This window comes from Sporosarcina sp. FSL K6-3457 (genome assembly GCF_038007285.1).
GTDB lineage: Bacteria > Bacillota > Bacilli > Bacillales_A > Planococcaceae > Sporosarcina.
The window spans coordinates 2965996-2991984 of the sequence record NZ_JBBOWX010000001.1; the positions used below are offsets into that span (position 1 = coordinate 2965996).

Consider the following 25989-nt stretch of genomic DNA (forward strand, 5'->3'; position numbering starts at 1 on the left):
ATTGTATACTTATTCCAATGAAAAGGGGGTGAAACTAAATGTCAACTATCACTGCGAAAATCCAAATCTATGTTCCAAAATCAAACACAGGAAGCCTTGAACTTACCATGAAAGCTTATTGTAGAGCGTGTAACTGGTTAAGCGAGAAAGTCTTTCGGACGAAAGAACTTAATCAGGTAAAACTGAACACTCTTTACTATAAGGAGATTCGTCAATTATTCGGACTCAAAAGCCAAATGGCACAATCAACGATGAAAACCGTAATTGCACGATATAAATCGGCAAAATCAAATGGACATGATTGGGCTCAAGTGAATTTCAAACTGCCCGAGTATGACCTTGTGTGGAATCGTGATTACTCTCTTAATGAGAATCTTTTCTCTGTCAATACAGTAGACGGAAGATTAAAGCTCAAGTTTGAAAAGAAAGCTATGAAACGATACTTCGATGGTACTTGGAAATTCGGCACAGCTAAGCTCGTGCATAAATTTAACAAGTGGTTCCTGCATATTCCGATGACAAAGGATTACGCTGAATTGAATTTAGCGGACATTAACCATATTGTTGGCGTTGACCTCGGCATTAACTTCTTAGCAACTACTTATGACAGTCACGGTAAAACGACTTTCTTTAGTGGCAAGGAAGTTAAACATAAACGAGTGCAATATAAAGCATTGCGTAAACAACTGCAACAAAAACAAACATCTTCAGCACGCGCGAGTATTAAATCAACAGGTTCAAGAGAAAACCGTTATGTGACTGATGTAAATCATCAGGTGACAAAGGCACTCGTTGAACGCTACCCAAAAGGGACTTGCTTCATTCTCGAAGACCTAACAGGTGTGCGCAATGCCACTGAAAAAGTGCGAATTAAGAATAGATATGTGCAAGTTTCGTGGGCGTTCTTTCAGTTCCGTCAGATGTTAGAATACAAAGCCCAGCTAAACGGACAACGAGTAATTGTCGTAGACCCAAAATACACCTCTCAGACATGCCCTAAATGCGGGCATCGGGAGAAAGATAATCGAAACAAGAAAATACACACCTTCTGTTGCAAAAACTGCCATTACACATCAAATGATGATCGTATTGGCGCCATGAACCTACACCGAAAAGGTATTGAAACGATCAGTGTCGGTACTACATCAGCATGACTGTTGTGGTAAGGGCGAAGTCAACCGTCCTGCGAATTGTAAGATTCGGATATTCCCTCAAGTTAAGGTAGGAGTACTAAGTACGTTCGCACTACCGGAGAGGAATAAGTGTAGACAACATCAACGAGGGTTGATGTTGGGGCTTACATTGGCCTGCACAAGCCCCCACTTCAAGCGTTAAGAACCGTTAGGTTTAGCTAAGTGGGGGTAGTTGACTACCACAATACCTCCCAATCAGTAAAGGACTCCATTAAGGAAGGATGGTACTTAATCCTTCCAAAAGGAGTCGTCAATCTTTTGATACCTTCATGTCATTCAACATGGCCGATAGTACTAAAAATCTTTCCTTATCATTAGCATCTAGAGCTTCATCGACCCTTTTCATCAAAGCATCCACGGTTGCAGAAGCTACGCTCTCTTCAAGTAATTGCTGCGCAATTTTCCGATCACTTTCACTCACTTGCAAATACGTAGGTAGAAAAGGATTCTCTTCACGGACACTTGCATAGTGCGGGCAAGCGTGGCTGTTCGGAAAATTAAGTTGGATATACATCTTATCGTCTGGATGCAGTCTCAGATCATGAAAAGATTTCTCGGCATCGGCAGTCATCAAATTCCCTTTGTAAAAACGGAATGGAATGCTCTCCGACCCTGTTGTTGACATCACCATCGCCCGAGGACAATAATGTGCTTCATCTGTAAAGTGGACGTTATGCAGAAGGTGTTCATGGCTAAGAAGGTAATTCAAAATCCACACACATTCACGGCGCTTCAATTTGTACTGCTTTAAGAACCATCGTACAAAATCCTTTTTAGCAGCAACAGGAATCATGGCCGTCATGTCACACCTCCTCGTCATTTTGTGCTTCCAGATAGGCTCTCCAATACTCATTTTCAGGAATAAGTTTGACCAATTCCTTCACAATCACAAGGGATTCTTCACGCTTCCCTTCTTCTACTAGAAACTTAGCGAAGCTTTCCAAAAACTCATGATCATCTTTCATTCCAACATATGCCTTACCATAGGATACGTATGCATCGTCATATTGTTCCTCACGCTCATAGGCATAGGCTAGAAATGCATTCAGTAAAGGAATACCATCCCACTCTTCTTTCGTATCTGAAAGGAGCTCAAACAATTTAGTGTCCTCTTCCCTTTCATTATGCAGCGAGGCTAATGTGATTAGTGCTTCCATGTATTCAGGATCGAGGGCTAACGCTTCGTGTAAGTGCATTTCAGCCTCTTCAGGTAAGCCTAACTTTAAAGCTGATTTCCCTGCTGCTAACTGCAGTTCTTTATCAAACTCATCTCTCCGAATCCCATTCTTAAACATGTCATACGCTTTACGGTCATCCCCCATCACTGACAGGGACTGTCCTGCTAACATATAGGCCGAAAAATAATCTGGATCCATGTCAATCAAGTTAGTAAGATGAGTCACAGCTCTTTCCGCATTACCGATTTGGAAATAAGCAAATGCTGTCCCGAAAAGTGTATCCGGGATGACATGATCTTCTAGCATCTCTTCATAATAAGGAATCGCTTCCTCATAAGCTGCCCCCGCACTATACGTTTCAGCGAGCCTAGACACAATACTAATACCGCCTATTTCGTCCGTTTCCTCATGCAAATCGAGGTATAAACGTACGGCCTCTCCGTACTTACCGGAATCGAGAAGCAGCTCTGCATACGCAAATCGGATAACCGGCTCATAAGGAACAAGCGCATGCGCTTCCTTAATCTTGGAAAGGGCTGCTTCTGCCATACCAGACATCTGATAATAATCGGCTAATGCGAGGAGTGCTTGCACATACTCCTCATCATCCGGGCCTATCTCTGTCAAAAGGAGAAGTGCTTCATCCTCCTCACCAAGTTCAAGCAACGTACCCGCCCGATCGATTTTAAGCTGCGCTTCGTCTGGTAAATGAATGAGCAATGTTTCATAAATACGATCGGCTTCGCTCATGAATCCATATTCCGCGAGTAACCCAGCCACCTCATATAGCATATCGAAATCGGTTGACTCGTTTAACTGATCGATGAGACGACCAAGTGCCTCCACATCGCCTTCTTGAATATGTCTCTCAACTTGCTGTAACTGTCCCATATTTTCACCTATTCCTTCACAATGTATACATTCATCTATTATCCTTGAATATCTACGGGAAAGGCAAGTTTTTCGAGATCATTGAAAAAAGTCGGATAGGAAATATTGATGCATGAAGGATCTTCAATACTAATTGGGCCCGATGCTACTAGTGCCGCAATTCCTGCCATCATGCCGATACGGTGATCACCATAAGAGGACAGTACGCCACCTGACAGCGCGGTCGGTCCATGAATAATCATGCCGTCTTCCGTCTCTTCGATTTGCGCACCTAACTTCTTCAGCTCCGTTGTGACTGCCGTAATTCTGTCGGTCTCCTTGACACGCAATTCGGCCGCATCCCTAATAACAGTCACACCTTGGGCTTGTGTGGCCAACAAAGCGATGATCGGCAATTCGTCAATCAGTCTTGGGATAAGCTCACCGCTAATTTCCGTAGCATGTAAGCCATTGTGCGAAATAGTAACCGTACCATACGGTTCACCAAGTCCATCCGACTGTTCAAGGATATCAATCTTGGCACCCATCGCCTCTAATACATCCAGTATGCCCGTCCTTGTTGGATTGAGACCCACATCCTTAAACGTCACAGAACTACCTTCGACCATTGCTGCCGCAGTCATGAAAAACGCCGCAGATGAAATATCACCTGGCACGCGGACAGCCGTGCCACTTAGGACACTGCCACCTTTAACTGATACCTTGTTACCTTCCTTACGAATCGCTACCCCAAATTGCTCAAGCATCCGTTCTGTATGATCACGTGACACTGTTTGCTCACTAACAGATGTCTCGCCATCAGCCGCTAATCCTGCAAAGAGAATTGACGATTTTATTTGCGCACTTGCGATAGGCATTTCGTAATCAATGGCAGTCAATGCGCCACCCTTAATTGTCAATGGCAACAGGTTACTGCTATCAGATTCGCCCTCAATTGATGCTCCCATCGACCTCAATGGTAATGCTACTCTATTCATCGGGCGTTTCGATAAGTATTCATCCCCCGTTAATACCGAAGTCACTCGCGAAGCTGCTAGTATACCAAGTATCAGACGTGCCGTCGTCCCGGAATTCCCCGCATACAGATTGTCAGCAGGTTGCTGCCATCCGTCCATCCCAGGGCTGTCCACCGTTACATCTGTACCATTTCTTTCAATGGATACACCCAGCTGTCTAAAAATCTCAATGGTCCGCAGGCAATCCTCACCATCAAGGAAGCCTGAAATGGACGTTGTTCCTTTAGCAATAGAACCAAGCATAACAGCACGATGCGAAATCGACTTATCACCGGGTACTGTAATTTCACCATTCAATACTGGTTTTTCAAACGCTACTTTTTTTATCTCCACCAAAAAATCCCCCTTAAACAATTTGCATGCTGTAATCCATTGCTTTCGAAAGTGCGGATTTTGCACGCTCACGGTCCTCTGCACTTTGGAAGCTAATAACGAGAATACCAAAAACATCCGTACGTGTTTCAACAATGCGGATGTTCGTCAAGCTAATTCGTTCATCGGCTAATATCTTTGTGATTTCCGAAATAATACCTGGATGGTCAGGAATATCGATATGTAAATCGAACGTTGTATAAAACGCGCCTTGCGATGTAATCGGCAAATCATCCCTGTATTTCTTTGCTTTCGCAAAATAATCATAGATTTCAGTTGGATCATTTGATGTGAGCATATCCCGAACATGGCCCATTTCTTCAAGCCAGCCATCCAGTTGCTTTAATAATTCCCCTCTATTCTGCGTCGTAATATCACGCCACATAATCGGATCTGCCGAAGCAATACGCGTTAAATCACGGAATCCACCTGCCGCCAATTTGTTGACGAATGGCTGCTCCTGTTGTTGCGCTGATAACCTTCCAACAAGGGAAGATGCGACCAAATGTGGAAAATGGCTAACAATGGCCGTCATCCGATCATGTTCTTCCGCATCCAACACTACTACTTTCCCTTTTGTCGGCTCAAGCAATTGGCGAAGACATTCAACCTTGTTGCTGTCCGTTCGTGAATCTGGCGTGAGGACATAATATGCGTTTTCAAACAAATGCCCTTTCGCTGCGGTCACCCCACTTTTATGGGACCCCGCCATTGGATGGCCGCCAATGAACGTAATGCCACGTTCAAGCAACGCTTTCGCGGCTTCCATAATCGGACCTTTTGTACTCCCCGTATCTGTCATGATGACATCCTCTTTTACTGTCCACCCAACTGCTTGTTGCATCATCATCACCGTCGTATTGACCGGCGTGGCAAAAATGATGACATCAGCCTGTTCACATGCATTTTCAATAGATGTAGCAATCTTATCGATAATTCCTCTGCGGAAAGCTTGATCTAACGTACTAAATGACCTATCATAGCCTGTTACCTGTAATTCAGGGTCTCGTTTTAGCGCAAGCCCAAGAGACCCCCCAATTAAGCCTAACCCAATAATTGTAACATTCAGCTTCATCCCACTGAACCTTCCACGACTAACAACGTATCAAATGCAGCGAAGAAATCACTGTTCTGCTGTTCTGTTCCAATCGTCACACGGACATAACCGGGTGTTCCTAGTGCATTACCACTTCTGATGATAAATCCTTGCTTCAATAATTGCTCCGCAGCTTGATCTGCATCTTCCGGTACTTCAATTAGCACGAAATTCGTTTCAGAATCAAAAATATGCAGTTTATTAGCTACAGCATATTGCGTAAATCGCTCTCGTTGCTCATGATTCACCTGACGGCATTGATTGATAAACGCTTGATCTGCCAATGCTTGTTCAGCGACAGCAAGTCCCGTCGAGTTATTATTGAACGGGCTTCGCACTTTATTGAGATTAGTGATGACCTCAGGCTGACCAATAGCATAGCCAACCCTAAATGATGCGAGTCCATAAGCTTTAGAAAATGTCCGGAGAATGATAATATTCGGAAACTTCTCAAGCCATGTAACCGAGTCAACGTGATTATCCGCAGTGATATATTCAAAATATGCCTCGTCCAGTACAACAAGAATATGGTCAGGTACTTGTTCGAGGAATGCCAGTAACTGATTGCTTGGAATCAGGTTACCTGTTGGGTTATTCGGATTACATACCCAAATGACAGATGTTTCGTCATCGATAGCACGGGCAAATCCCTCTAAATCATGCTGCCCGTCTTTCAATGGCACTTGCCTGATCTCAGCACCTTCGATTTTTGCATTATGCGCATATTGCGGGAAGGTTGTTGTTGCCATAATCGTATTCGTTCCCTTGCCCAGAAGCGCCCTTGCAATAATCATGATGATTTCATCAGAACCATTGCCAAATAACAATGCGTCCTCACTGACACCATGCTTAGCCGCAACCTTGCTGCGCAATAAACTTGCGTAACCATCCGGATAAATTTCATGCTGAATGGCATCCGTCGCGATAAATTCTTTGACAGATGGCGAGCAGCCATAGGGATTTTCATTTGACGCAAGCTTAACAACTTCTTTCAGTCCATAGAGGCGCGTCACCTCTTCAATCGATCTGCCTGGTTTATAAGGGGTCATCCCTTCAAGTGCTGGTTTCCAGTTCAACTTAATCCCTCCGGTACACAATTTATTTTTATCTATTTTATTTTTGTAAGTCAGGTCGTAATTTTACCGCTTCATTTTGATAAATATGTTGAATGAGTCGCTGCGGAATATCTGTATTCACATGCATAAGCGCTCTAATACAAAGCGGCATTGCCCCGGGCACGTCCATCTCATGTGTGCACATAACAGGTACATATGTCCAGCCTCCAATCGTGCGGACCGCTTTTGCTGGAAAAGTAGATGTCACATCCTTCGTCGTAGAAATAAGAACGGAAATGATATCATCCGGTGAAATTCTGTTAGCCTCTGCCATTTCAACAACAAGTGCTTCCGTTGCTGCCAAAACAGTCTTTTCGTCGTCTAGTTCGACAGTTGTTGCTCCTCGTAATCCTCTAACCATCATTGCGTCCCATTCCCTTCTACACGCCGCCTTAATTGCTCAAAGGCTTGCTCGCACTGCTCTTTTGATAGTTCTTTAACAAATGGATTGCCTACTGTGTCCAGCAATACAAAATTCAACCGTCCAAAAGAAGCCTTTTTATCTTTTTCCATATAGTTCATAAATACTTCAAATGAATGGTCATAAATTGGTTGGAATGTGTAGCCATGTTTATTAGCAAATGCAATGAATCGGCTTGTCAATTGTTCATCAACCGCTCCGTGTTCCTCACTCAAAAGAAGGCTGTACGCCATGCCAATCATCACAGATTCACCATGACTCAAGCCACCAAATCCACATGCAGCTTCCACTGCATGACCAAATGTATGACCAAAATTGAGATATTTCCTTGTGGAATGTTCAAATTCATCTTCTGCTACAATTTTTGCCTTTACCTCAATGCCTTTTAACAGTTCAGAGGATAACCAATCGATTGCTGGTTGCGAGAAAGTGGGGTTGGACAGTAATTCGTCCGCCCACTCCCCATCCGATATTAAGGCGTGCTTCAATAACTCTGCCATACCCGACCGAATTTCTTTCGCCGGTAGGGTTGTGAAAAGAGATGTATCAAAGAGAACGCCTGACGGTTGATGGAAAGAGCCAACCATATTTTTCCCTTCCGGCATATTAATCGCCGTTTTTCCACCCACCGCACTGTCATGAGACAAAATCGTTGTCGGACATTGAAGGAAACGAATACCCCGCATAAACGTCGCAGCGACAAATCCAGCTAAATCGCCGCAAGCACCGCCACCAAACGCAATGATTAGTGAATCGCGCGTAAACTTTTCATTCAACAAAAAGGACAAACAATCAACATAGACAGCCGGGCTTTTACAACTTTCCCCTGCTGGTACTGTTTTAACGACAATTTCACGATTGGTAAATGCTAATGCTTTTTGCAGGAGTGGTAAATGGATAGCCGCAACTTGTTCATCTGCTAGGATTGCGATTCGATCCGTACGCTCAAAAAGTTCTGCATAATCAGTGGCAAACAGCTGATACGTATGTTGACCGATATGAACATCGTAATCATGATTTTTAATATTGACCGTCAGTTTCCCCATGTTTAAAACTCCTTTACGTAGCGTCTGTATTCGGCAATCTCCTTTTTCAGCCCGTCCATCGTATCTGAGCGGAACTCCTCCATGATGGCTTTAGCCATCTCAGTTGCGATGACATGCTCTGCCACAACAGAAGCTGCTGGCACTGCACAAGGATCTGAACGCTCAATCGTCGCCACAAACGCCTCTTTTGTATCGATATCGACACTTTCTAGCGGCTTGTAAAGCGTAGGAATTGGCTTCATAACACCTCTGACAACAATCGGCATACCCGTTGTCATCCCCCCCTCAAGACCCCCCAAACGATTGGACTTGCGAGTATAGCCCTGCTCTTCACTCCAAGCGATTTCGTCATGCACCTGACTGCCAGGCATTTTCGCCATATCAAACCCTAGCCCAATTTCAACACCTTTAAATGCATTGATGCTCATCATCGCTCCAGCCAGCTTACCATCCATTTTACGATCAAATTGAACGTAGCTGCCGATACCTGGAGGACATCCTTCAATAACCACTTCTACAACGCCGCCCACTGTATCTCCACGGCCTTTTGCGTCATCGATGGCCTGAACCATCTGTTTGGATGCTTCAGGGTCTGCGCAATAGACAGGGTCATTCTCAATGATGTCACGTAACTCTTGCGTCCCTTTTCCTGCATATGTATCTGGATTTGTTGTAAACCCGCCAATGTCTGTTACATGGGCAACCGTTTCAATATCCAATTCACGCAGAAACTGCTTAGCTACTGCACCAATTGCTACACGCATCGTCGTCTCACGAGCAGATGATCGTTCAAGCACATTGCGTAAATCGCGATGGCCGTATTTCATGCCCCCGACAAGATCCGCATGCCCCGGTCTTGGTCTTGTAATCTGTCTCTTTACATCTTCCGGTTTAACGTCCTCTGGCAATGGTTCAACACCCATAATGGATGTCCAATGCTTCCAGTCATCATTGACTACTGTCAACGTCACTGGTGAACCAAGCGTCTTCCCATGACGAACACCTGACGAAATAATGACCTGATCTTTTTCGATTTGCATTCGTCTACCACGGCCATGTCCTCCTTGCCGTCTTGCCAGTTCTCCATTAATCATTTCAGCCGTCAATTCCATTTGGGCAGGTAGCCCTTCAATAATTGCCGTCAATTGTGGTCCATGTGATTCTCCTGCTGTAAAATACCTCATTTCATTTCCCCCTCCAATTATCTGTTTCATAGCACTTTACCAGAGTAAAGTCCGTTTGACTATATGTTTATATGAAAAATATCCGGAAAGTTCCCGGATATTAATCAATTACACCTGCTGATTCAAGTTATTCTTATATTTTCCTGTAAAAGAACGTGTCCTCAGACTCAAAACCATACTTCGACGGATTGAATATTTGTTCAGTACTACCAACAAATAAAATTCCGCCTGTTTTCAACGACTTTGAAAAATTCATGTAAATTTGATCTTTCGCTTCTTCAGTAAAATAAATCATGACATTGCGACAAACAATCAAATCAAAACCAGTATCATAGCGATCTTCCAACAAGTTTTGTTGTTTAAACGTAACCGTCTTCTTAATTTCATCTTTGACCTGATAAAAATGACCATCATTGTTAAAATATTGTTTCACGATTGGTGCTGGCACTTCCTTCAATGCTCTCTCAGGATAAAGACCAACCTTCGCTCGCTCAATGACACCTAAATCGAGATCAGTCGCTAAGATAGAAATATCACGCACTGGTACATGCGAGGATAGGACCATCGCAAGGGAATACGGTTCCTCACCTGTTGAACAAGCCGCACTCCAAATTTTCAGTTTTTTGTTCTGAGCAAGCAACTTCGGAAAAATCTTTTTTTCAAGCACATCCCATCGCTGGGCATTACGGTAAAATTCGGAGACGTTAATCGTCATCCTATCGAGAAATTCTTCAAGTAACTCGGTATCATTATGTATCGCATCGAAATAATCCTTAAAATTTCGATATCCTTTTTTCTCATAAAGAGATGTTAGTCTCCTCTTCATTTGGGCTTCTTTATAGAGTGATAAGTCGATCCCCGTCTTTTTTTTTATATTCCCGATAAATCCAGCATAATCCGGCAATGTAACCCCTCCCGTTCATATGTTCTTTTCATTATAGCTGATTACAGGCGATTACGGAATAACAAAAACAGCCGAGCACGAATGCAAGGCTGTTTTCCATCAATTACGCCTCGCGTAATTTAAAAATAAATTAGTTAATCCAGTTATTCAATGTTTTATCGTAAGAGACAAGCTCTTCTTCCTTGAAGAAAAGACCGATTTCACGAACTGCTGATTCTGGTGCATCAGAACCATGGATAATGTTTTTACCGACAGTAACTGCAAAATCACCACGGATTGTTCCTGGTGCAGATTCTTTCGGGTTCGTTGCGCCCGTCATTAGACGACCAACAGAAATTACGTTTTCACCTTCCCACACCATTGCAAATACAGGACCTGAAGTTATGAAATCAACAAGCTCTCCGAAAAATGGACGTTCTTTATGCTCAGCGTAATGTTGTGCAGCAAGTTCTGGTGTAATTTGCATAAGCTTCGCACCTACAAGTTTAAATCCTTTGCTTTCAAAACGGCCTACAATTTCACCGATTAGATTACGTTGTACGCCGTCAGGCTTAACCATTAAAAATGTTCTTTCCATGTATAAACACTCCTTCTCGTATGTATCCGGATTTCTCCTTGTCGATCGTACCATTTGATGTGAAATCTTTCAACAGTTAGCGTATCAGTATTTACGTTTCCCAATAAACTCAGCGATTTGCACAAATGCTCTTTTCGCATCACCTTTGGGCAAGGTATTTAATTCATTGAGTGCTTTCTGTAAATACAAATCACTCACTTGTTGCGCTTGTTCAATGGCACCTGTTCCCCGAATATAAGCTAGCATTTCATCTCGCTCACATTCCGTTAAAGTCCCGTCAAATGACCGCTCCATATACGGTCGAAATACTGGATCATCTTTTATGTATAAAATAGGCAATGTCAAATGGCCGTTCAGCAAATCACTACCCGCTGGTTTTCCAAGTTGTTTATCCGTTGATGTAATGTCTAAAATGTCATCCACAATTTGGAAGGCCATTCCCGCATAATAACCGAAGCGACGCATTTTTCCTACAACTACAGGATCTGCTTCCGAAACAAGAGCGCCTAATTCACAGCTGGATGATAGGAGCAATGCAGTCTTCCGTTTAATGCGACGCAAATAATCGCGGATTGTCTGATCCGTCTTTCGCTGATGATCAATCTGGATGATTTCACCCTTACAAATCTCAAGCATCGTTTCTGCCAGTAACACGTGAACTGCCGGCAGTTTGATTTCACCGAGAGATGTCAGTGCTCGTGAAAAGATAAAATCTCCCGTATACATCGCAATCCGGTTATCCCAACGTGCCTTAACCGTCTCAAAGCCCCTGCGCATATCTGAATCATCAATGACATCATCATGGACAAGTGAGGCCATATGGACAAGCTCAAGAGATACGGCGACCTTTGCCACGTCCTCCAAGGAATAGGTGCCGAACTTGGACGCAAGGATCACAAAAATAGGCCGTATTCTCTTTCCACCAGCACGAAGTAGATGTAGCGATGCCTGCTGAATGATTGGGGAAGATGAATTGACGGATCGTTCAAGTTCCTTTTCTATATAAGCGATATCCTTTCGAAAATCGGCATAAAGTGTCATTAACTTCAATTTCTCCAAAACGATTACCTTCCCCTGCGGTCTTTATTGTTTATATCCTACGTGGCCCGCCGCCGCACCACCGCTATACCCTTTATAAGAAACACCTGCAAAGCCTGCTTCCGTAAACAGCTGTGCAAGCTGCTTCTTACCAGGAAAATCATCCGCTGACTCTTGTAGCCATGAATATTCCTTATAACTCTTCGCAAATATTTTTCCAAATGCAGGCATAATGAATTTGAAATAAAAACGGAACAACTGCCTGTAAACCGGTATTTCAGTTTGAGACGTCTCCAAGCAAGCAATCATACCACCCGGCTTAAGGACACGATTCATTTCTTTCAATACCGTCAAATAATCCGGTACATTACGCAATCCAAAACCAATTGTTACATAGTCAAATGAATTATTTGGGAAAGGCAATTCCATTGCATTTCCCTGCACAAGCGTAATATTGGGGTGTTTCTCCGTTTTTGGTCGTCCAACCTCTAACATACCTTCACTAAAATCCAGTCCCGTTACATGACCTGCCGTTCCTGCTGCTTCGGCTAAAGCGATCGTCCAGTCTGCCGTCCCACAACAGACATCTAGCACATGCGCCCCCTCACGAACATTCATCCGTACCATAATATCATTACGCCATTTTTTATGTTGGTTAAAACTGATAACAGAATTCATCTTATCGTAATCGCCAGATATTTTTTCAAAGACTTTATGGACCTTTTGTTCTTTAAGTGTCGCCAAGAGTCATACCTCTTTTCTATGCAAATACTTCCTAAATCGTTTTACCAAGGAGCGGTAACGCTAGATTCTGAATTTCCTGCTGCAAAATAGGTGCTAAGAAATCGGCCGCCTGAAGAGCATCTCGCAGTTCATCGTGTAGCAGTGTTATTGCATGATCTACGTTTGCTGTATTTCCACCAAGTAGCCCACTCTCTAACCTAAGTAGCGGCAATGCTGCATTGGCCAGCGTAGCGTATTGTGAAAAACCGAATGTATGTAAGAAATCCGTTATACATCCCGCTTCAATGATCCCAACAGCCTCAATCAATTGGACCGATTCATCTGGTAGTCGTTGATGAAACGTTGTCTTCACTTCGTTAATATGTCCAATCGTTCTTGACAGTGATTGAATGAAACCCAATTCTGGAATGGACGCAAGAAGTCGATAATGAACCCCACTAAAATGATCACCTGATAATACTGTAAGCTGCTGTTGCTTTGATGTGGCATCCGACACATTGATAGCATCATGCGCCTCAAACGCTGCGTGGACAGCACCAACTGCGATAGCCGCTGTATTTAAACGTTCTGTCCACCGCTCTCCGTTCAACATCGGTAGAAGAAGGAAGAAAGCTTTAGCAGCATCAATCGGCATCTGCCCAACATCCCTTTCCACAATCGGCTCGTAAAGGGATTGCTCCAATTCACTTATATACTTTTCGATATACTGTTTAATTTTTTGTCTTTCCATCGTCGGATCTCCATTCAAAGACGTCTCCGGAAGAGTGTGCCATAGTCGAATTAGTCCTTCGCTTCGCTTGACACGACACCATATGCCGTATGAACGTCGGCTTTGCCTCGTATTTTCATCGCTGACGTATGTTCAGTGAACTGGGCAATCATCACTTCACCACGATCCAATTTTTCCGTATGGTGAAACTTGGTATCATTGCCTCTCGTCAGTCCGATAACGTTCACGCCATCCTCTTGCGCTTTAATAACAATGTAGTCAGGTTGTGTCATGTCTACCTCTCCTGTCTGTTATATACGGCCTTATCATATCATAAAAAAGGAACTGCCCGCAAAGACCTCAAGTCATTTTAATAAGTGATAAGATTTCAGCCCGCTTGACATCGTCCTGTTCATAGATCCCCCGCGCTACCGTCGTCACTGTTTTTGCACCCGGTTTTTTGATGCCCCGCATTGTCATACACATATGCTCTGCCTCGACAATGACATAGACACCAATCGGATTCAACATCTCCATCATTGCGTCAGCTACCGTGGATGTAATTCTTTCTTGCAATTGTGGTCTTCTAGCAGTTGTTTCGACCGCTCTTGCCAATTTGCTGAGGCCTGCAACTGCGCCACCACGTGGTATGTATGCAATATGTGCATGGCCGAAAAACGGCACAAGATGATGTTCACACATCGAATGAAAGGGTATATCTTTCACAAGCACAACTTCATCATGATTTTCATGGAAAACTGTTTTAAAATAATCCCTTGGATCTTTGTTTAACCCCTCAAATACTTCGGCATACATTTTCGCAACCCGTTTCGGAGTATCGATCAGACCTTCGCGTTCAGGATTTTCACCAATCGCTTCCAGGATCATTGTCACTGCCTTCTCTATCTTTCCATAATCGACATCATTCATCATACGAATCCTCCTAAATTGGAAATCAATTACGCCTCGGCGTAATTGTGTCCAGATTTTGAATCAAACGAGCTCGATTCAAAATCTGTGACATCCGCCTGAGGCTTTATCAGGGAGGAATCGAATTGCATTCCTCCCTGATAAAGCTATTCCAACAAAAATAGTAGCACACTCCCTCATCCCCGTACAGTTCGCATACTTCTTTAAGCGATGAATATTAAGGTGAAAGGAAAGAAGTCCGACCAAAGTACCTGATAATCAGATACGCCGGACGGACTTCTATGTAAACTTGAAGATTATTTCACCGCGTCTTTAAGCGCTTTACCCGCTTTAAAAGCAGGAACTTTGCTTGCTGCGATATCGATTTCTTCCCCAGATTGTGGGTTACGTCCTTTACGAGCTGCACGCTCACGAACTTCAAAGTTTCCGAAACCAATCAGTTGTACTTTCTCACCCTTTGCAAGAGTAGACTGGATCGTTTCGAATACAGCTTCAACAGCTTTTGTTGCATCTTTCTTCGTTAGACCTGCTGCCTCGGCCACAGAGTTAATCAATTCTGTTTTATTCACACCATTCACCTCCTCTCAAAGGAAATTCAAACAATTACGCTTCAGTGGAATGGAACTTCACATTCCACCCTGAGAAGCTTCAATACTGTAAAAAGAGTATCACAACAAAAACCATGACGCAACAATATTATCGCTGTTTTCCTATTATCACGCACTTTCTACGTAAAAAAGCAGAAAAAGATCCGTTTTTGACGGATCTTTTTCTAAATCAATTACGCCTCGGAGTAATTGTGTCCCAATTTTGAATTGCGCTTGCGCAATTAACTCCCTTCAAAATTTGTGACATCCGCCGGAGGCTTAACTTGAATCAGCATGGGGGCTTCTGCTGATTCAAGTTAAACGATAAATGTAATCATACCTTTGTTGCCATCGTTGACCATTTGTTCAATGGTTTCACGTAGACGTTTTCTTGCATTTTGTGGAACAGAAGCCGTTTTAAAGCGGATGCTTTCCTTCATAACTTCATGAAGTGGTGTACCAAAAAGCTGTGTTTCCCAGAGCGCTTCTCTGTCATGCAAATAAGCATTTTTTAATTCTTTTAGTAGATGATGACTATGAAATTCGGAGCCAATTAAAGGAGAAAACTCCGCTTCCATATCGACTCGAATAATATGAAGGGATGGCGCCGTCGCTTTCATACGAACACCAAAAAAATTATTTTGTTTAATCAATTCAGGTGCGGAAGGATTGAAATCTTCAATCGTCGGGAGCGCAACACCATACCCTTGTTTTCTGGCTGTATCAATTGCTTCGGCGTACATATTGTAAGATTTTTTTGCTTTTGCAGCTTCTTTCACAAATAATAACCAATCTTTTTTAGTCCCAATTTCCTGCCCTGTAATGCCCTCACAAATTTCACGGAAAGCCTGTTCATCCATATCAATTTTCACAATCGCTCTACCCTTACCTGCATCTACTTCGATAACTTCAGCATTTCTGACATACTTTTCGTCCTTCAATCGTTCCGCAAGCTCCTGCACTTTGCGGATTTTTGATACCTCAAGAAAGCCCTCATTAATAACTCTGTCGATGTTTGCATTTAACTCGTGCTCACTTCCAAGTACATCCATCCAGTCCGGCTTCTGTACATCGATATCGGTAATTGGAAACTCGTAAAGTGCTTCTTTTAAAATAAGTTGAATTTCCTGCGCATTCAGCTGGTCAGCACTAATTGCAATAACAGGTACTCCATACGTTTCATGCAACTCATGCTTCAATGCTACCGTTCTATCATTCGCCGGCATCTTGGAGTTTAAAACAATGACAAATGGTTTACCAATATCTTTCAATTTATTGATAATTTCAACCTCTGCCACTGCCGCTGCTGCCCGTGGAATATTGTTAACTGTTCCGTCCGTCGTTACAAGTATTCCAATCGTGGAGTGGTCCCGAATGACTTTGTCCGTTCCGATACGTGCCGCCTCTTCAAATGGGATTGGTTCATTATGCCATGGCGTATGAACGTATTTTGGACCATCCTCATCTTCATAACCCTTCACACCATCAATCACATAACCGACACAATCAGCAAGACGGATCTGGAATTTCAACTCCCCGTCCCCCACAGCAACCGATGTCCCTTGTGCAGGTACAAATTTCGGTTCTGAAGTCATAATAATGGGACCGGGTGAACTTTGTGGAAGTTCGTCCTGTGCTCGAATCCGATCTGACGCTTCCGTCATGTTCGGAATGACGACTTCTTCCATTACCCTTTTCACGAACGTCGATTTCCCTACACGAACAGGGCCGACAACACCAATGTAAATATCACCGTCTGTACGTCTAGCTAGACTTTCATACAATTCTTCTTTCAATCCATCGCCCTCCTTTTCTGCGCATATTAGTTTATGTATAAAAAAAACGTTTCATGCGCGTGGCATGAAACGTTTTTATAACTTTATTCAATAAGAGCTCAACACTCTGGCTGAATTAGATGGAATGAAGTTCAATTCCTTCCTAATCCGACATGTGTTTAATTTAGTTTCATTTCTTCATAAAGACAGGTTCGTTCTGATCATTCACAGTGTAAGGCAGTGAATAAGCCGGTAACACTAGGTAATTATCCACTAAAAGATGGCGGATATCTTCTCCTTCTTTCACATCCGGTTGTTGTTCTTGTAAAATCCGGTTCAAGTCAATTGAATAATCAATGTAAAAAATCCCATCACCACCAATGACAATCGGTAAAAAGGTATCCGAATAAGGACTTGGAACAGTTGGTTGTTCCTTAAAGCCCATCGCTTTATAATCAACCGCGTACACATTTTCACCGACAGATTCGTTAAATGGCACACGACCATTGATATTTTTACGCAAATTCAATTCACGAATCCGTTCTGCTGATCGCAAATCCACCAGTTTGACTGTTGGATTATCCTCGACATCCATCAAGACATACTGATAGACACCGCCTGTTTCATAGCTATTCGCAGGCAGTTTTTCCGTATAAGCCGGTACAATTTTAGTAAATTCAATAGGATATTTGATATAAATATCAGTTTCTAAATCTTTTGTTTTTATCGGTAATAACCCACCAGAACTCGTTTGAAATGCGTCTACCGCCTTTTGGATTATCTCTACTTGGTCTGCATACGGAGTCACTTGAGCTGCTTTTTCATCGTCCGGATACATACAACCTGAAAGAAGAATAATTGAGGAAAAAATGACAATCCCCATTTTTTTCACTGTCACTTTCATGCTGCTCCTCCTGTCGGGCCATTAAACACCAAGTAAACCATCGCTAAAAACGAGAAGATAAGTAAAGCGTAAGCGATGATGGCAAACAATAATTTAAGTACTTTATTTTGAAGCTTATGTCGGCTCGCATAAATAAGACCCATGGAAATTACCATGAATCCCATTGCATAAAAGGATAGCCACATTTTATCCATAGAGGACAAGGGAAGTCCCCCTTTCATAAAGATCCACTCACTGGAAGTTTACCAGGGAGGCATTGAACTTCATGCCTCCCTGGTAAATTAGCGGTGGTCAAATAAATCTTCGACTTCTTGCTTCTTCATCCGGTTCATCAGCCGGTCAACTGCTTCTTTCGGTGGAACATTTTCGAATACAATTGAATAGAGTGCTTCGGTAAGCGGCATAGAAACCGCATGCAGCTCTGCTAGCTGGTGAGCCGCCTTAGCCGTTCTGATGCCTTCTATGACCATCCCCATGCCCGAAACGACCTGTTCAAGACTATTCCCTTGCCCGAGCATATTGCCCGCCTTCCAGTTGCGTGAATGGACACTTGTACACGTCACAATTAGATCACCAAGACCCGTCAAACCAGAAAACGTCAGAGGATTTGCCCCCATCTTCATGCCTAGTCTTGATATTTCCGCTAAACCGCGCGTAATTAGCGCAGCTTTTGCGTTATCACCATAACCGAGCCCGTCAGAAATACCTGCAGCCAGTGCAATGACGTTTTTAAGGGCAGCTCCAATTTCCACACCTACAATATCCGGGTTCGTATAGACACGGAAGTAATTATTCATGAACATGTCCTGTACTCGTTCAGCTGCCGCTAAATCGACCGAAGCAGCTGTTACAGTTGTTGGGTGTCTAAGAACAACTTCCTCTGCGTGGCTAGGCCCAGAAAGCGCTACAATGGCTTGTACTTTGGCGGGCGACAATTCTTCCGCAATCATTTCCGATATCCGCTTCAATGAATCGGGTTCAATCCCTTTTGAAACATGGACGACGAGCTTTTGCCCAATCGGCATGGTATTCAGTTCGGAGCATATTTGGCGTATCCCTTTTGTCGGAACAGCGATGATTACGATATCACCATGCATCGCTGCTGCTTCCAAATCTGACGTTGCTGTTAAAGTCGTTGGTAACGAAATCCCTGGCAAATAAGCATGATTTGTATGCTCATCATTTATTTCAGCAGATTGGACAGGACGTCTTGCCCAGAGTAGACAGTCATGACCGTTTTCAGCCAGAACAAAGGCGATTGCCGTTCCCCAGCTACCAGCACCAATAACGGTTACTTTCTCCATTTGATACACCCTTTCACCTTAGCTTCTTGCACGTGTAATGAGTCGAATTGGCGTTCCTTCGAAGCCAAACGATTCCCGAAGACGGTTTTGTAAAAAACGTTCATAGGAGAAGTGCATGATTTCAGGTTCATTGACAAAGACAACAAATGTCGGTGGCTTAATGGCAACTTGTGTCGCATAGTAAATACGCAGTCGACGACCTTTTTCTGAAGGTGCTGGATTTCTTGCAACAGCGTCTTCTACCACTTCATTTAAGACACTTGACTGAATACGTAGCGCATGATTTTCACTGATCTGCTTGACTTGATCAAACAATGTTGTGACGCGCTGTCTTGTTTTTGCTGAAACAAACGCGATCGGTGCATAATCAAGAAATTGGAAGTTATCACGAATATCTGCAATATACTTATTCATCGTCTTGTCATCTTTTTCAACGGCATCCCATTTATTAACGACAAACATAACGCCTTTTCCTGCATCTTCTGCATAGCCGGCAATCCGTTTGTCCATCTCTCGAATGCCTTCTTCCCCATTGATGACAATGAGCACAACATCCGAACGATCTATCGCCTTTAATGCACGAAGCACAGCATACTTCTCTACATTTTCATAAACCTTTCCTTTTTTACGCATTCCAGCTGTATCAATAATCTTATATTTTTGTCCATCAAATTCATAAGACGTATCAATAGCATCTACTGTTGTGCCAGGAATATTACTAACGATTACGCGTTCTTCACCTAAAAACGCATTGACAAGCGATGATTTCCCGACATTCGGTCTCCCGATTAATGAAAAACGGATGACATCATCTTCAATCGCTTCATCACCCGGTTCTGGGAAGCTTTTTGCAACTGCATCCAGTAAATCACCAAGTCCAAGTCCGTGAGAGCCTGAAATTGGATATGGATCGCCAAATCCTAACGAATAGAAATCATAAATCATATCCCTCATATCAGGGTTATCAATCTTATTCACCGCAAGAACGACAGGTTTTTTTGTTTTGTACAAGATTTTAGCCACCTGCTCATCCGCATCAGTAACACCTTCACGGCCATTTACTAGAAAAATAATAACATCCGCTTCGTCAATTGCAATTTCTGCTTGCGAACGGATTTGCTCAAGAAAAGGCTCGTCCCCAATATCAATCCCGCCTGTATCGATGAGGTTAAAATCATGGCTCAGCCAATCTGCTGAGCTATAAATGCGGTCACGCGTAACACCCGCGACATCTTCTACAATCGAAATACGTTCTCCAACGATTCGGTTAAATATTGTCGATTTCCCGACGTTTGGTCTTCCGACAATCGCCACTGTTGGTTTAGTCATAATCATACATCCTTCCAGCTTATCTTCTGCATATTATACACACAAAAAGATGATGATGCTATAAAAGCATCATCATCCATACAACTACTTGTTCATAATGTTCACACGCCGCCTAAAAGTCACGGTTAGTTTGAAAATTTCTTCAACTGATCTCCGATAACATCGCTCAAGGAAAAGCCAGACGCTTCTTCAGGCATCTCGTAGTCTCCATAAGAATTGTTGCTGTCATCTTCTTTTTCAATAAGATCTTTAATACTCAAGGATAGACGTTTCTCTTCACGATTGACTTCCAATACCTTCACATCAACTTGTTGGCCTTCCTTCAATACTTCATGTGGTGTACCAATATGTTGATGTGAAATACGTGAGATATGGACAAGCCCCTCGACACCTGGAAGTACTTCAACAAATGCACCGTATGATACGAGACGTTTAACAGTCCCTTGGAGTACTGTTCCTTTTGGTGCCTTGTCTTCAATTCCCTCCCAAGGTCCAGGCAATGTGTCTTTAATGGATAGTGAAATCCGTTCAGAATCACGGTCAACTGATAGGATTTTCACATTTACTTTATCGCCTTCTTTAAGAATGTCAGACACTTTTTCGATGTGATCATGTGATAATTGAGAAATATGGACAAGTCCATCAATCCCACCGATATCAACGAATGCACCAAATGACGCCAGACGTTGAACAGTGCCTTCAAGTACTTGACCTTCCTTCAACCCTTCAAGTACGACATCCTTTTGCGATGCCTTCTCTTCCTGAATAACCGCACGATGGGAGAGAATGAGTCGATTTTTTTCTTTATCCATCTCAACGATTTTGAACGTCATCATACGTCCTTTATATTCTTCAAAGGATTCGACGAAATAATCTTCGACAAGTGATGCTGGGATGAAACCGCGTACCCCAAGGTCAACAACAAGTCCGCCTTTGACGACATCTCTTACTTCTGTTTCAATTGTTTCTTTATTCTTAAACTTTTCTTCAAGAGAATCCCATGAGTCTTCTGCATCGACTTTCCGTTTTGACAGGACGTACGTGTTATCTTCCACCTTCATGATGATCAATTCAAGTTCATCGCCTTCTGCAACTGCATCCGCAGCCTTTTCAATATGAAGGCTGGACAATTCACTAATTGGAATCACACCATCAAATGGCGCTCCCGCAATTTCAACCGTCACCGATTTGTCTTCAATCTTTGTTACTTTTCCAGTAACCCGAGCACCTTCATTGTAGTTATTCACCGTTTCCAAGTTCATCTCTTCAGTCATTATGTAGTCCTCCTCCATAAAGAATTCTACTTCTATATTATGCGAATCTATTCATAAAAACAAAAATTTACCCTTATTTCATTTCTTATGTTGTTCAATTAGTTTACGGATTTCATTCATGATAACTTCGGTTACTTCTTCTGATGAAGCCCGTCTTTCACGATAAGGTGTTATATCAATCGGTTTTCCGTACACGACTTTTAACCGTTTGAAGCGCTTATAAGGTCCAATAATCGCACAAGGCATCACAGCTGCTTCTCCCTTAAGCGCGAAGAAACCCGCACCTGCAAGGCCTGTGCCTAGCTCACCTGTCTTACTTCTCGTCCCTTCTGGGAACAAGCCGACAACATCACCAGACTTGAGAATTTTCAATGCCTTACGAAATGCTTCCCTATCGCTCATACCGCGTTTCACTGGGAATGCTTTGACACTCGGGAGTACATTTTTCAAAATCGGCACATTAAAAAGCTCTTCTTTCGCCATAAAGTGAACCGGCCTTGGACAACTAATTCCAACAATCGGCGGGTCAACATTGGCAATATGATTCGTACAAAGAAGGACTCCTCCCTCTTTCGGAAAGTTTTCCTTGCCAACTACCTTTACGCGGTAAAGTGGGTAAAAAACTACACTGCACAACCATTTTCCAAACGGGTATAAGTTCATAAATTCATCCTCTTTTCGGCGAGTTCGCTGATTTGATTCGCCACTTCTTCGATTGACATTGCTGTCGTATCGATTAACACTGCATCTGTTGCTTGTCTCAGTGGAGATACTTCTCTTTCACTATCCGCACGATCACGTTCGCTAATTTCTGCTTTCAAGTCATCAAGAGATGTTGTGATGCCCCGTTTGTCATTTTCAATATGACGGCGGGACGCTCGTTCTTCCACAGATGCTGTCATGAAAATTTTCAATTCTGCAGTCGGCAGGACCGCAGTCCCAATATCACGACCATCCATCACAACTCCAGTTCCTTCGGCAAGCTGCCGTTGTTTTTCAACCATTAGCTCACGGACTCCTTGATGGATAGCAACAGCTGATACATGCGCAGTGACTTGCTGTGATCTTATTTCCTCCGATACATCAATACCATCTACGATGACCGCTTGCCCTGCTGTAGATGGTAATAGAACAATCTCTGTCTCCTGCAGTAGATTTTTAAGTTCTTCGCCATTAGTAGTATCTATGTTTCGGCTCAATGCTTTATGCGCAAGTGCGCGGTACATCGCACCTGTGTCGATATACGTATATCCTAGTTTCTCGGCTGTCATTTTAGCAATTGTACTTTTCCCTGCAGCAGCAGGACCATCGATTGCGATTTTTATAACGATACTCATCTTATCTACCCCCGTAGTCATTTCGACAATATTGTAACATATGGAAAAAGGAAAAGTCCCATTCGCGCAGACTTTCCCCTTATAATTTCTATTGTCTATTTCTCATCTGTAACTGCCGCTCAAAACAAAATCGGATGATATATTGACTTTCAATTGATTCAATATCTTCAAATTGCAAGGAAGCAATTCTCCTACCACCTTTGACCCATATGCGTATAATTTTCGCATTTACTTTGACATATTTTATTTCTTTGTTCATAAAAGGCAGAACAATTGTCAAAGTAACGATATCTTCTGCACCAAACGGGACTTTCTCAGGAAGATTAAGTGCTACACCACCTGCACTCAAATCCTCAGCCACATAATTACTAAACTGTCCATCCTTCTCAACCGCAATATCGATAGCTGTCTCTACTCTAACAAATTCACGTCTTTGAATTTTGATAAGCTGCTCGTCACCCGGATATGATAATTTCAACATAGGAATCCCTTTGTTTAATCGTCCACTCACTTCAGTCCGAAAAGCATAAGACATTTTTTTATTGTTTATGAATGATACAAGTAATTGTGTTCCATCCAAGAAAAATGCAGTTTTCCCTGACTTGATATGTGTCGGATAATCAATCATTACAAACCCGTCGCCCATATCGATTACTTTACTTTTATATTTTTCACTATCTTTTGTAAAGTCTGTGTCGATGACAATGATTGTCCCAATCGAAAGTAGCATTCCAAAACACCTACCATCCATGTCTTAATGTTTAGCATCAAGTACTTTTCTAATGCTATTCCTATATCCATTATGTCATGAAGGGCAGGAAATTCCAATGGCTATTTTTATTGCAACTTCTCTGTTTTAATCACTTCAGACGTTTCAGTATCAATGATTACCGCATATGTTCCTGTTTGCCCATTTTCATCCATTGTCACCGTTAAGTAATGCGTTAGCCTTTGCTCCAGCCTGTCATTCTCCACATAGGCAAGCTCTTCTTTAGCAATTGTAACGCCCGAATGGAAAAACTTCTTCCAATCTTTTTTCGTAATCGGCTGCGAAGTTGTCTTCTCTTTCCGGATATATTCCGAAGCATCGAGCCCCACAATCCCACCGGTATCTTTCGCAACTTTCAAATGGATTGTATCGGAAAACACTTTTGCTTTATAGTCTGGTTCTACCCTCACATAAACAAAATGCCAGGCCGTATTATTTTCCCTCGACTCTTCATACACAAGATCCGTGTACCCCGTATCCATTAAAAAAGCTTCCGCCTTTTTCTGAATATCCTCAAACGGTAGACTTTCCTTGCCAAAAGGTCTTTCGGAAAGAAATGACAGGACATGACCTCCTTTCTCCGTTATGTCGATATAACCTATGGATTGATTTTCAGCAAAACGGATATGATAGAAAGGATAAGGTGAGCCTGGTTTACTCGATTCAACGCTAATAATATCGTTGGAAACGGACGGAAATAACCTTTTAAAGCGATCAACCGCCTCATCACTTGTCACTTTTGCATCTGCCATATCTCGCAACTCTTTTTTCTTCATCGAATCAGATTCACTTGCCGTCAACGGAAAATCACTTTCTGTATATTGTTTCACCGCTGTACCCATCCCCGCCCAATCGTGTCCTTTGTCGGCGGAGTCCAGTCTATTTTTCCAATCATCCATTGACAATCTTCCGCTTACCATACCGACTGTTGCGACTTCCCATTGATCCGCCAATTCACGCAGATTTTTTGAGGCTTGCGCCATGACTTTATGATACTCCTCATTGTCTTCTGAACGATTAGCCTCTTTGGCATAATTTCCAAGCCTTCCGAGATAGTTCAGCCACGAAGTGGAAAAGCTTTGATCCAAGGGTAACGATGACACTGATTTTTTAATATCAGAAGACAATCGCCAAATATCTTCACGAGCTTTCTCAGAGCCATCTGATTCATTGAACAATAACGTCTTCTTGACCGCTGTATCAAGCTCTTCTAGTTTTTCTGATGCATCCGTCATCTGAGTGGCGTATTGCCCACCAAGTGCAATGGAAAGCTGTTCGCTTTCAGCTGCTTTTCCAATTGAAAATATTGCTAGCGTAGCTACTGTATACACTAAAACAAATATCATTTTTTTCATAATTCAGCAAGAGGTCGTTAGAATCGATTATGATTCCTACCACCACCTTGCCCGCCCTCCTCTCATCGCCTATTTCTAACACGCCTTGTCAGTTACAAAAGATATGCAAGCCAATTTTCTTTATTTGGGGTCGTGACCAAATCCACTTACTCGTCGCTGTAATTGGATTGAAGTAGTAAATAGCATTTTCGGATGGATCCCAACCGTTAATCGCATCAAGGACCGCTTCTTTTGCACGATCATTTGGTTCTAGCCAGATCTGTCCATCTGCTACTGCCGTAAAAGCAAGCGGTTGAAAAATCACACCACCTACAGTGTCTGGAAAGTCAGGGTGCTCCACCCGATTCAAAATAACTGCGGCAACCGCAACCTGACCATCATAAGGTTCTCCCCTAGCCTCTCCGTATACCGCATTCGCCATTAGCTGGATATCCTTTTCCGAATATTTAGCAGGAGCTTGGACACTTTCCGTTTTACCTGTTCCTTTTGACACTTGAGACGCTAATGGCTTCCCACCGTAATGGGTGAACTTATTGCCTTTGTTTAAATTGTCTTTGACAAATTTCTCATCATACTTTGACACATCGACCAACTTCTTTTTGGTCTTCGATCCTGCAATTCCATCGATGGGGAGTCCATACTTCTCCTGAAAATTACGCAACGCCCAATACGTTCCATAGCCAAATTTGCCGTCAATCGTCCCCGTATAAAAACCAATGTACTGAAGTCGCGACTGTAGTTCAATAACGTCATCACCAAAAGCACCACGTGTCACTTCCTGCGAACTAAAGGCCGCTATTTGGCCGGGCGAGGTTACGTATACACATCCGAGAAGAAGGACAACTACCATCATGCGGATGAACCACTTTTTCACATTCATTCCTCCTTTTTATACAGCTTGCCCAAAGTCGCTCAGTTTATTTATCAAAAGAAACAAATAA

28 protein-coding genes are annotated in these 25989 nt (G+C 42.8%); 1 reads left to right on the plus strand and 27 read right to left on the minus strand.

All coding sequences use genetic code 11. The features are described from left to right. Positions 1–38 precede the first annotated feature (38 nt). Positions 39–1154 (plus strand): transposase, encoded by a 1116-nt coding sequence (locus N1I80_RS14675; RefSeq protein ID WP_340738601.1) that lies wholly within the window; start codon positions 39–41, stop codon positions 1152–1154. A gap of 289 nt (positions 1155–1443) precedes the next feature. On the opposite strand, the gene N1I80_RS14680 is transcribed toward N1I80_RS14675, so the two are convergent. From N1I80_RS14680 to sleB, 27 genes are all read right to left on the minus strand, one after another. Continuing rightward, complete coding sequence (locus N1I80_RS14680; RefSeq protein ID WP_340738602.1) at positions 1444–1995, minus strand: ReoY family proteolytic degradation factor; 552 nt, start codon at positions 1993–1995, stop codon at positions 1444–1446. 1 nt (position 1996) lies between these two features. Beyond that, positions 1997–3262 carry a tetratricopeptide repeat protein gene (locus tag N1I80_RS14685; RefSeq protein WP_340738603.1) on the minus strand — a complete coding sequence of 422 codons (1266 nt, stop codon included), beginning with the start codon at positions 3260–3262 and terminating at the stop codon, positions 1997–1999. A gap of 38 nt (positions 3263–3300) precedes the next feature. After that, the gene (gene aroA / locus N1I80_RS14690) at positions 3301–4611 is read right to left on the minus strand and encodes a 3-phosphoshikimate 1-carboxyvinyltransferase (protein WP_340738604.1); all 1311 of its coding nucleotides are present in this window, start codon (positions 4609–4611) and stop codon (positions 3301–3303) included. Positions 4612–4624: 13 nt separating this feature from the next. Then, positions 4625–5725, minus strand: coding sequence for a prephenate dehydrogenase (locus tag N1I80_RS14695; RefSeq protein WP_340738605.1), 1101 nt, complete (start codon positions 5723–5725; stop codon positions 4625–4627). Continuing rightward, the gene (gene hisC / locus N1I80_RS14700; protein WP_340738606.1) at positions 5722–6822 is read right to left on the minus strand and encodes a histidinol-phosphate transaminase; all 1101 of its coding nucleotides are present in this window, start codon (positions 6820–6822) and stop codon (positions 5722–5724) included. The genes N1I80_RS14695 and hisC overlap by 4 nt, the downstream gene beginning before the upstream one ends. 37 nt (positions 6823–6859) lie before the next feature. After that, entirely contained in the window at positions 6860–7222 is a 363-nt protein-coding gene (aroH, locus tag N1I80_RS14705; RefSeq protein ID WP_340740053.1) for a chorismate mutase, read from the minus strand. After that, a complete protein-coding gene (aroB, locus tag N1I80_RS14710) occupies positions 7222–8328 on the minus strand; it encodes a 3-dehydroquinate synthase (RefSeq protein WP_340738607.1) in 1107 nt (368 codons plus the stop codon). The genes aroH and aroB overlap by 1 nt, the downstream gene beginning before the upstream one ends. Before the next feature lie 2 nt (positions 8329–8330). Beyond that, entirely contained in the window at positions 8331–9512 is a 1182-nt protein-coding gene (aroC, locus tag N1I80_RS14715; RefSeq protein WP_340738608.1) for a chorismate synthase, read from the minus strand. 133 nt (positions 9513–9645) lie between these two features. Further along, positions 9646–10416 carry a CheR family methyltransferase gene (locus N1I80_RS14720; protein WP_340738609.1) on the minus strand — a complete coding sequence of 257 codons (771 nt, stop codon included), beginning with the start codon at positions 10414–10416 and terminating at the stop codon, positions 9646–9648. A gap of 130 nt (positions 10417–10546) precedes the next feature. Further along, the gene (gene ndk, locus N1I80_RS14725; protein ID WP_340738610.1) at positions 10547–10993 is read right to left on the minus strand and encodes a nucleoside-diphosphate kinase; all 447 of its coding nucleotides are present in this window, start codon (positions 10991–10993) and stop codon (positions 10547–10549) included. Between the two features lie 84 nt (positions 10994–11077). Then, positions 11078–12052 (minus strand): polyprenyl synthetase family protein, encoded by a 975-nt coding sequence (locus N1I80_RS14730; protein ID WP_340738611.1) that lies wholly within the window; start codon positions 12050–12052, stop codon positions 11078–11080. A 24-nt stretch (positions 12053–12076) separates the two neighbouring features. Beyond that, positions 12077–12775, minus strand: coding sequence for a demethylmenaquinone methyltransferase (locus N1I80_RS14735; RefSeq protein ID WP_340738612.1), 699 nt, complete (start codon positions 12773–12775; stop codon positions 12077–12079). Between the two features lie 31 nt (positions 12776–12806). Then, positions 12807–13505, minus strand: a complete 699-nt coding sequence (locus tag N1I80_RS14740; protein ID WP_340738613.1) for a heptaprenyl diphosphate synthase component 1 — start codon at positions 13503–13505, stop codon at positions 12807–12809. Positions 13506–13555: 50 nt separating this feature from the next. Next, a complete protein-coding gene (gene mtrB / locus N1I80_RS14745; RefSeq protein ID WP_318617331.1) occupies positions 13556–13777 on the minus strand; it encodes a trp RNA-binding attenuation protein MtrB in 222 nt (73 codons plus the stop codon). 67 nt (positions 13778–13844) lie between these two features. Further along, on the minus strand, positions 13845–14414 hold the full coding sequence (folE, locus tag N1I80_RS14750; RefSeq protein ID WP_340738614.1) for a GTP cyclohydrolase I FolE: 570 nt from the start codon (positions 14412–14414) through the stop codon (positions 13845–13847). A 296-nt stretch (positions 14415–14710) separates the two neighbouring features. After that, positions 14711–14983 (minus strand): HU family DNA-binding protein, encoded by a 273-nt coding sequence (locus N1I80_RS14755; protein WP_203246456.1) that lies wholly within the window; start codon positions 14981–14983, stop codon positions 14711–14713. Between the two features lie 335 nt (positions 14984–15318). Next, a complete protein-coding gene (spoIVA, locus tag N1I80_RS14760; RefSeq protein WP_340738615.1) occupies positions 15319–16797 on the minus strand; it encodes a stage IV sporulation protein A in 1479 nt (492 codons plus the stop codon). A gap of 169 nt (positions 16798–16966) precedes the next feature. Beyond that, complete coding sequence (locus N1I80_RS14765) at positions 16967–17680, minus strand: hypothetical protein (protein ID WP_340738616.1); 714 nt, start codon at positions 17678–17680, stop codon at positions 16967–16969. Next, entirely contained in the window at positions 17677–17874 is a 198-nt protein-coding gene (locus N1I80_RS14770) for a DUF2768 domain-containing protein (RefSeq protein ID WP_445683709.1), read from the minus strand. Before N1I80_RS14770 ends, N1I80_RS14765 begins: the two co-directional genes overlap by 4 nt. Before the next feature lie 87 nt (positions 17875–17961). After that, positions 17962–18984, minus strand: coding sequence for an NAD(P)H-dependent glycerol-3-phosphate dehydrogenase (locus N1I80_RS14775; protein WP_340738618.1), 1023 nt, complete (start codon positions 18982–18984; stop codon positions 17962–17964). Between the two features lie 18 nt (positions 18985–19002). Then, entirely contained in the window at positions 19003–20313 is a 1311-nt protein-coding gene (der, locus tag N1I80_RS14780; RefSeq protein ID WP_340738619.1) for a ribosome biogenesis GTPase Der, read from the minus strand. A 125-nt stretch (positions 20314–20438) separates the two neighbouring features. Further along, the gene (gene rpsA / locus N1I80_RS14785) at positions 20439–21587 is read right to left on the minus strand and encodes a 30S ribosomal protein S1 (RefSeq protein ID WP_340738620.1); all 1149 of its coding nucleotides are present in this window, start codon (positions 21585–21587) and stop codon (positions 20439–20441) included. Between the two features lie 78 nt (positions 21588–21665). Further along, on the minus strand, positions 21666–22250 hold the full coding sequence (locus tag N1I80_RS14790) for a lysophospholipid acyltransferase family protein (RefSeq protein WP_340738621.1): 585 nt from the start codon (positions 22248–22250) through the stop codon (positions 21666–21668). Then, entirely contained in the window at positions 22247–22924 is a 678-nt protein-coding gene (gene cmk / locus N1I80_RS14795) for a (d)CMP kinase (RefSeq protein ID WP_340738622.1), read from the minus strand. Before cmk ends, N1I80_RS14790 begins: the two co-directional genes overlap by 4 nt. A gap of 88 nt (positions 22925–23012) precedes the next feature. After that, positions 23013–23654: a flagellar brake protein gene (locus N1I80_RS14800; RefSeq protein ID WP_340738623.1), complete on the minus strand. Its 642-nt coding sequence runs from the start codon at positions 23652–23654 to the stop codon at positions 23013–23015. Between the two features lie 107 nt (positions 23655–23761). Further along, the gene (locus N1I80_RS14805; protein WP_340738624.1) at positions 23762–25039 is read right to left on the minus strand and encodes a PepSY1/2 domain-containing protein; all 1278 of its coding nucleotides are present in this window, start codon (positions 25037–25039) and stop codon (positions 23762–23764) included. Positions 25040–25136: 97 nt separating this feature from the next. After that, positions 25137–25928, minus strand: coding sequence for a spore cortex-lytic enzyme (sleB, locus tag N1I80_RS14810; protein WP_340738625.1), 792 nt, complete (start codon positions 25926–25928; stop codon positions 25137–25139). Between the last annotated feature and the right edge of the window lie 61 nt (positions 25929–25989).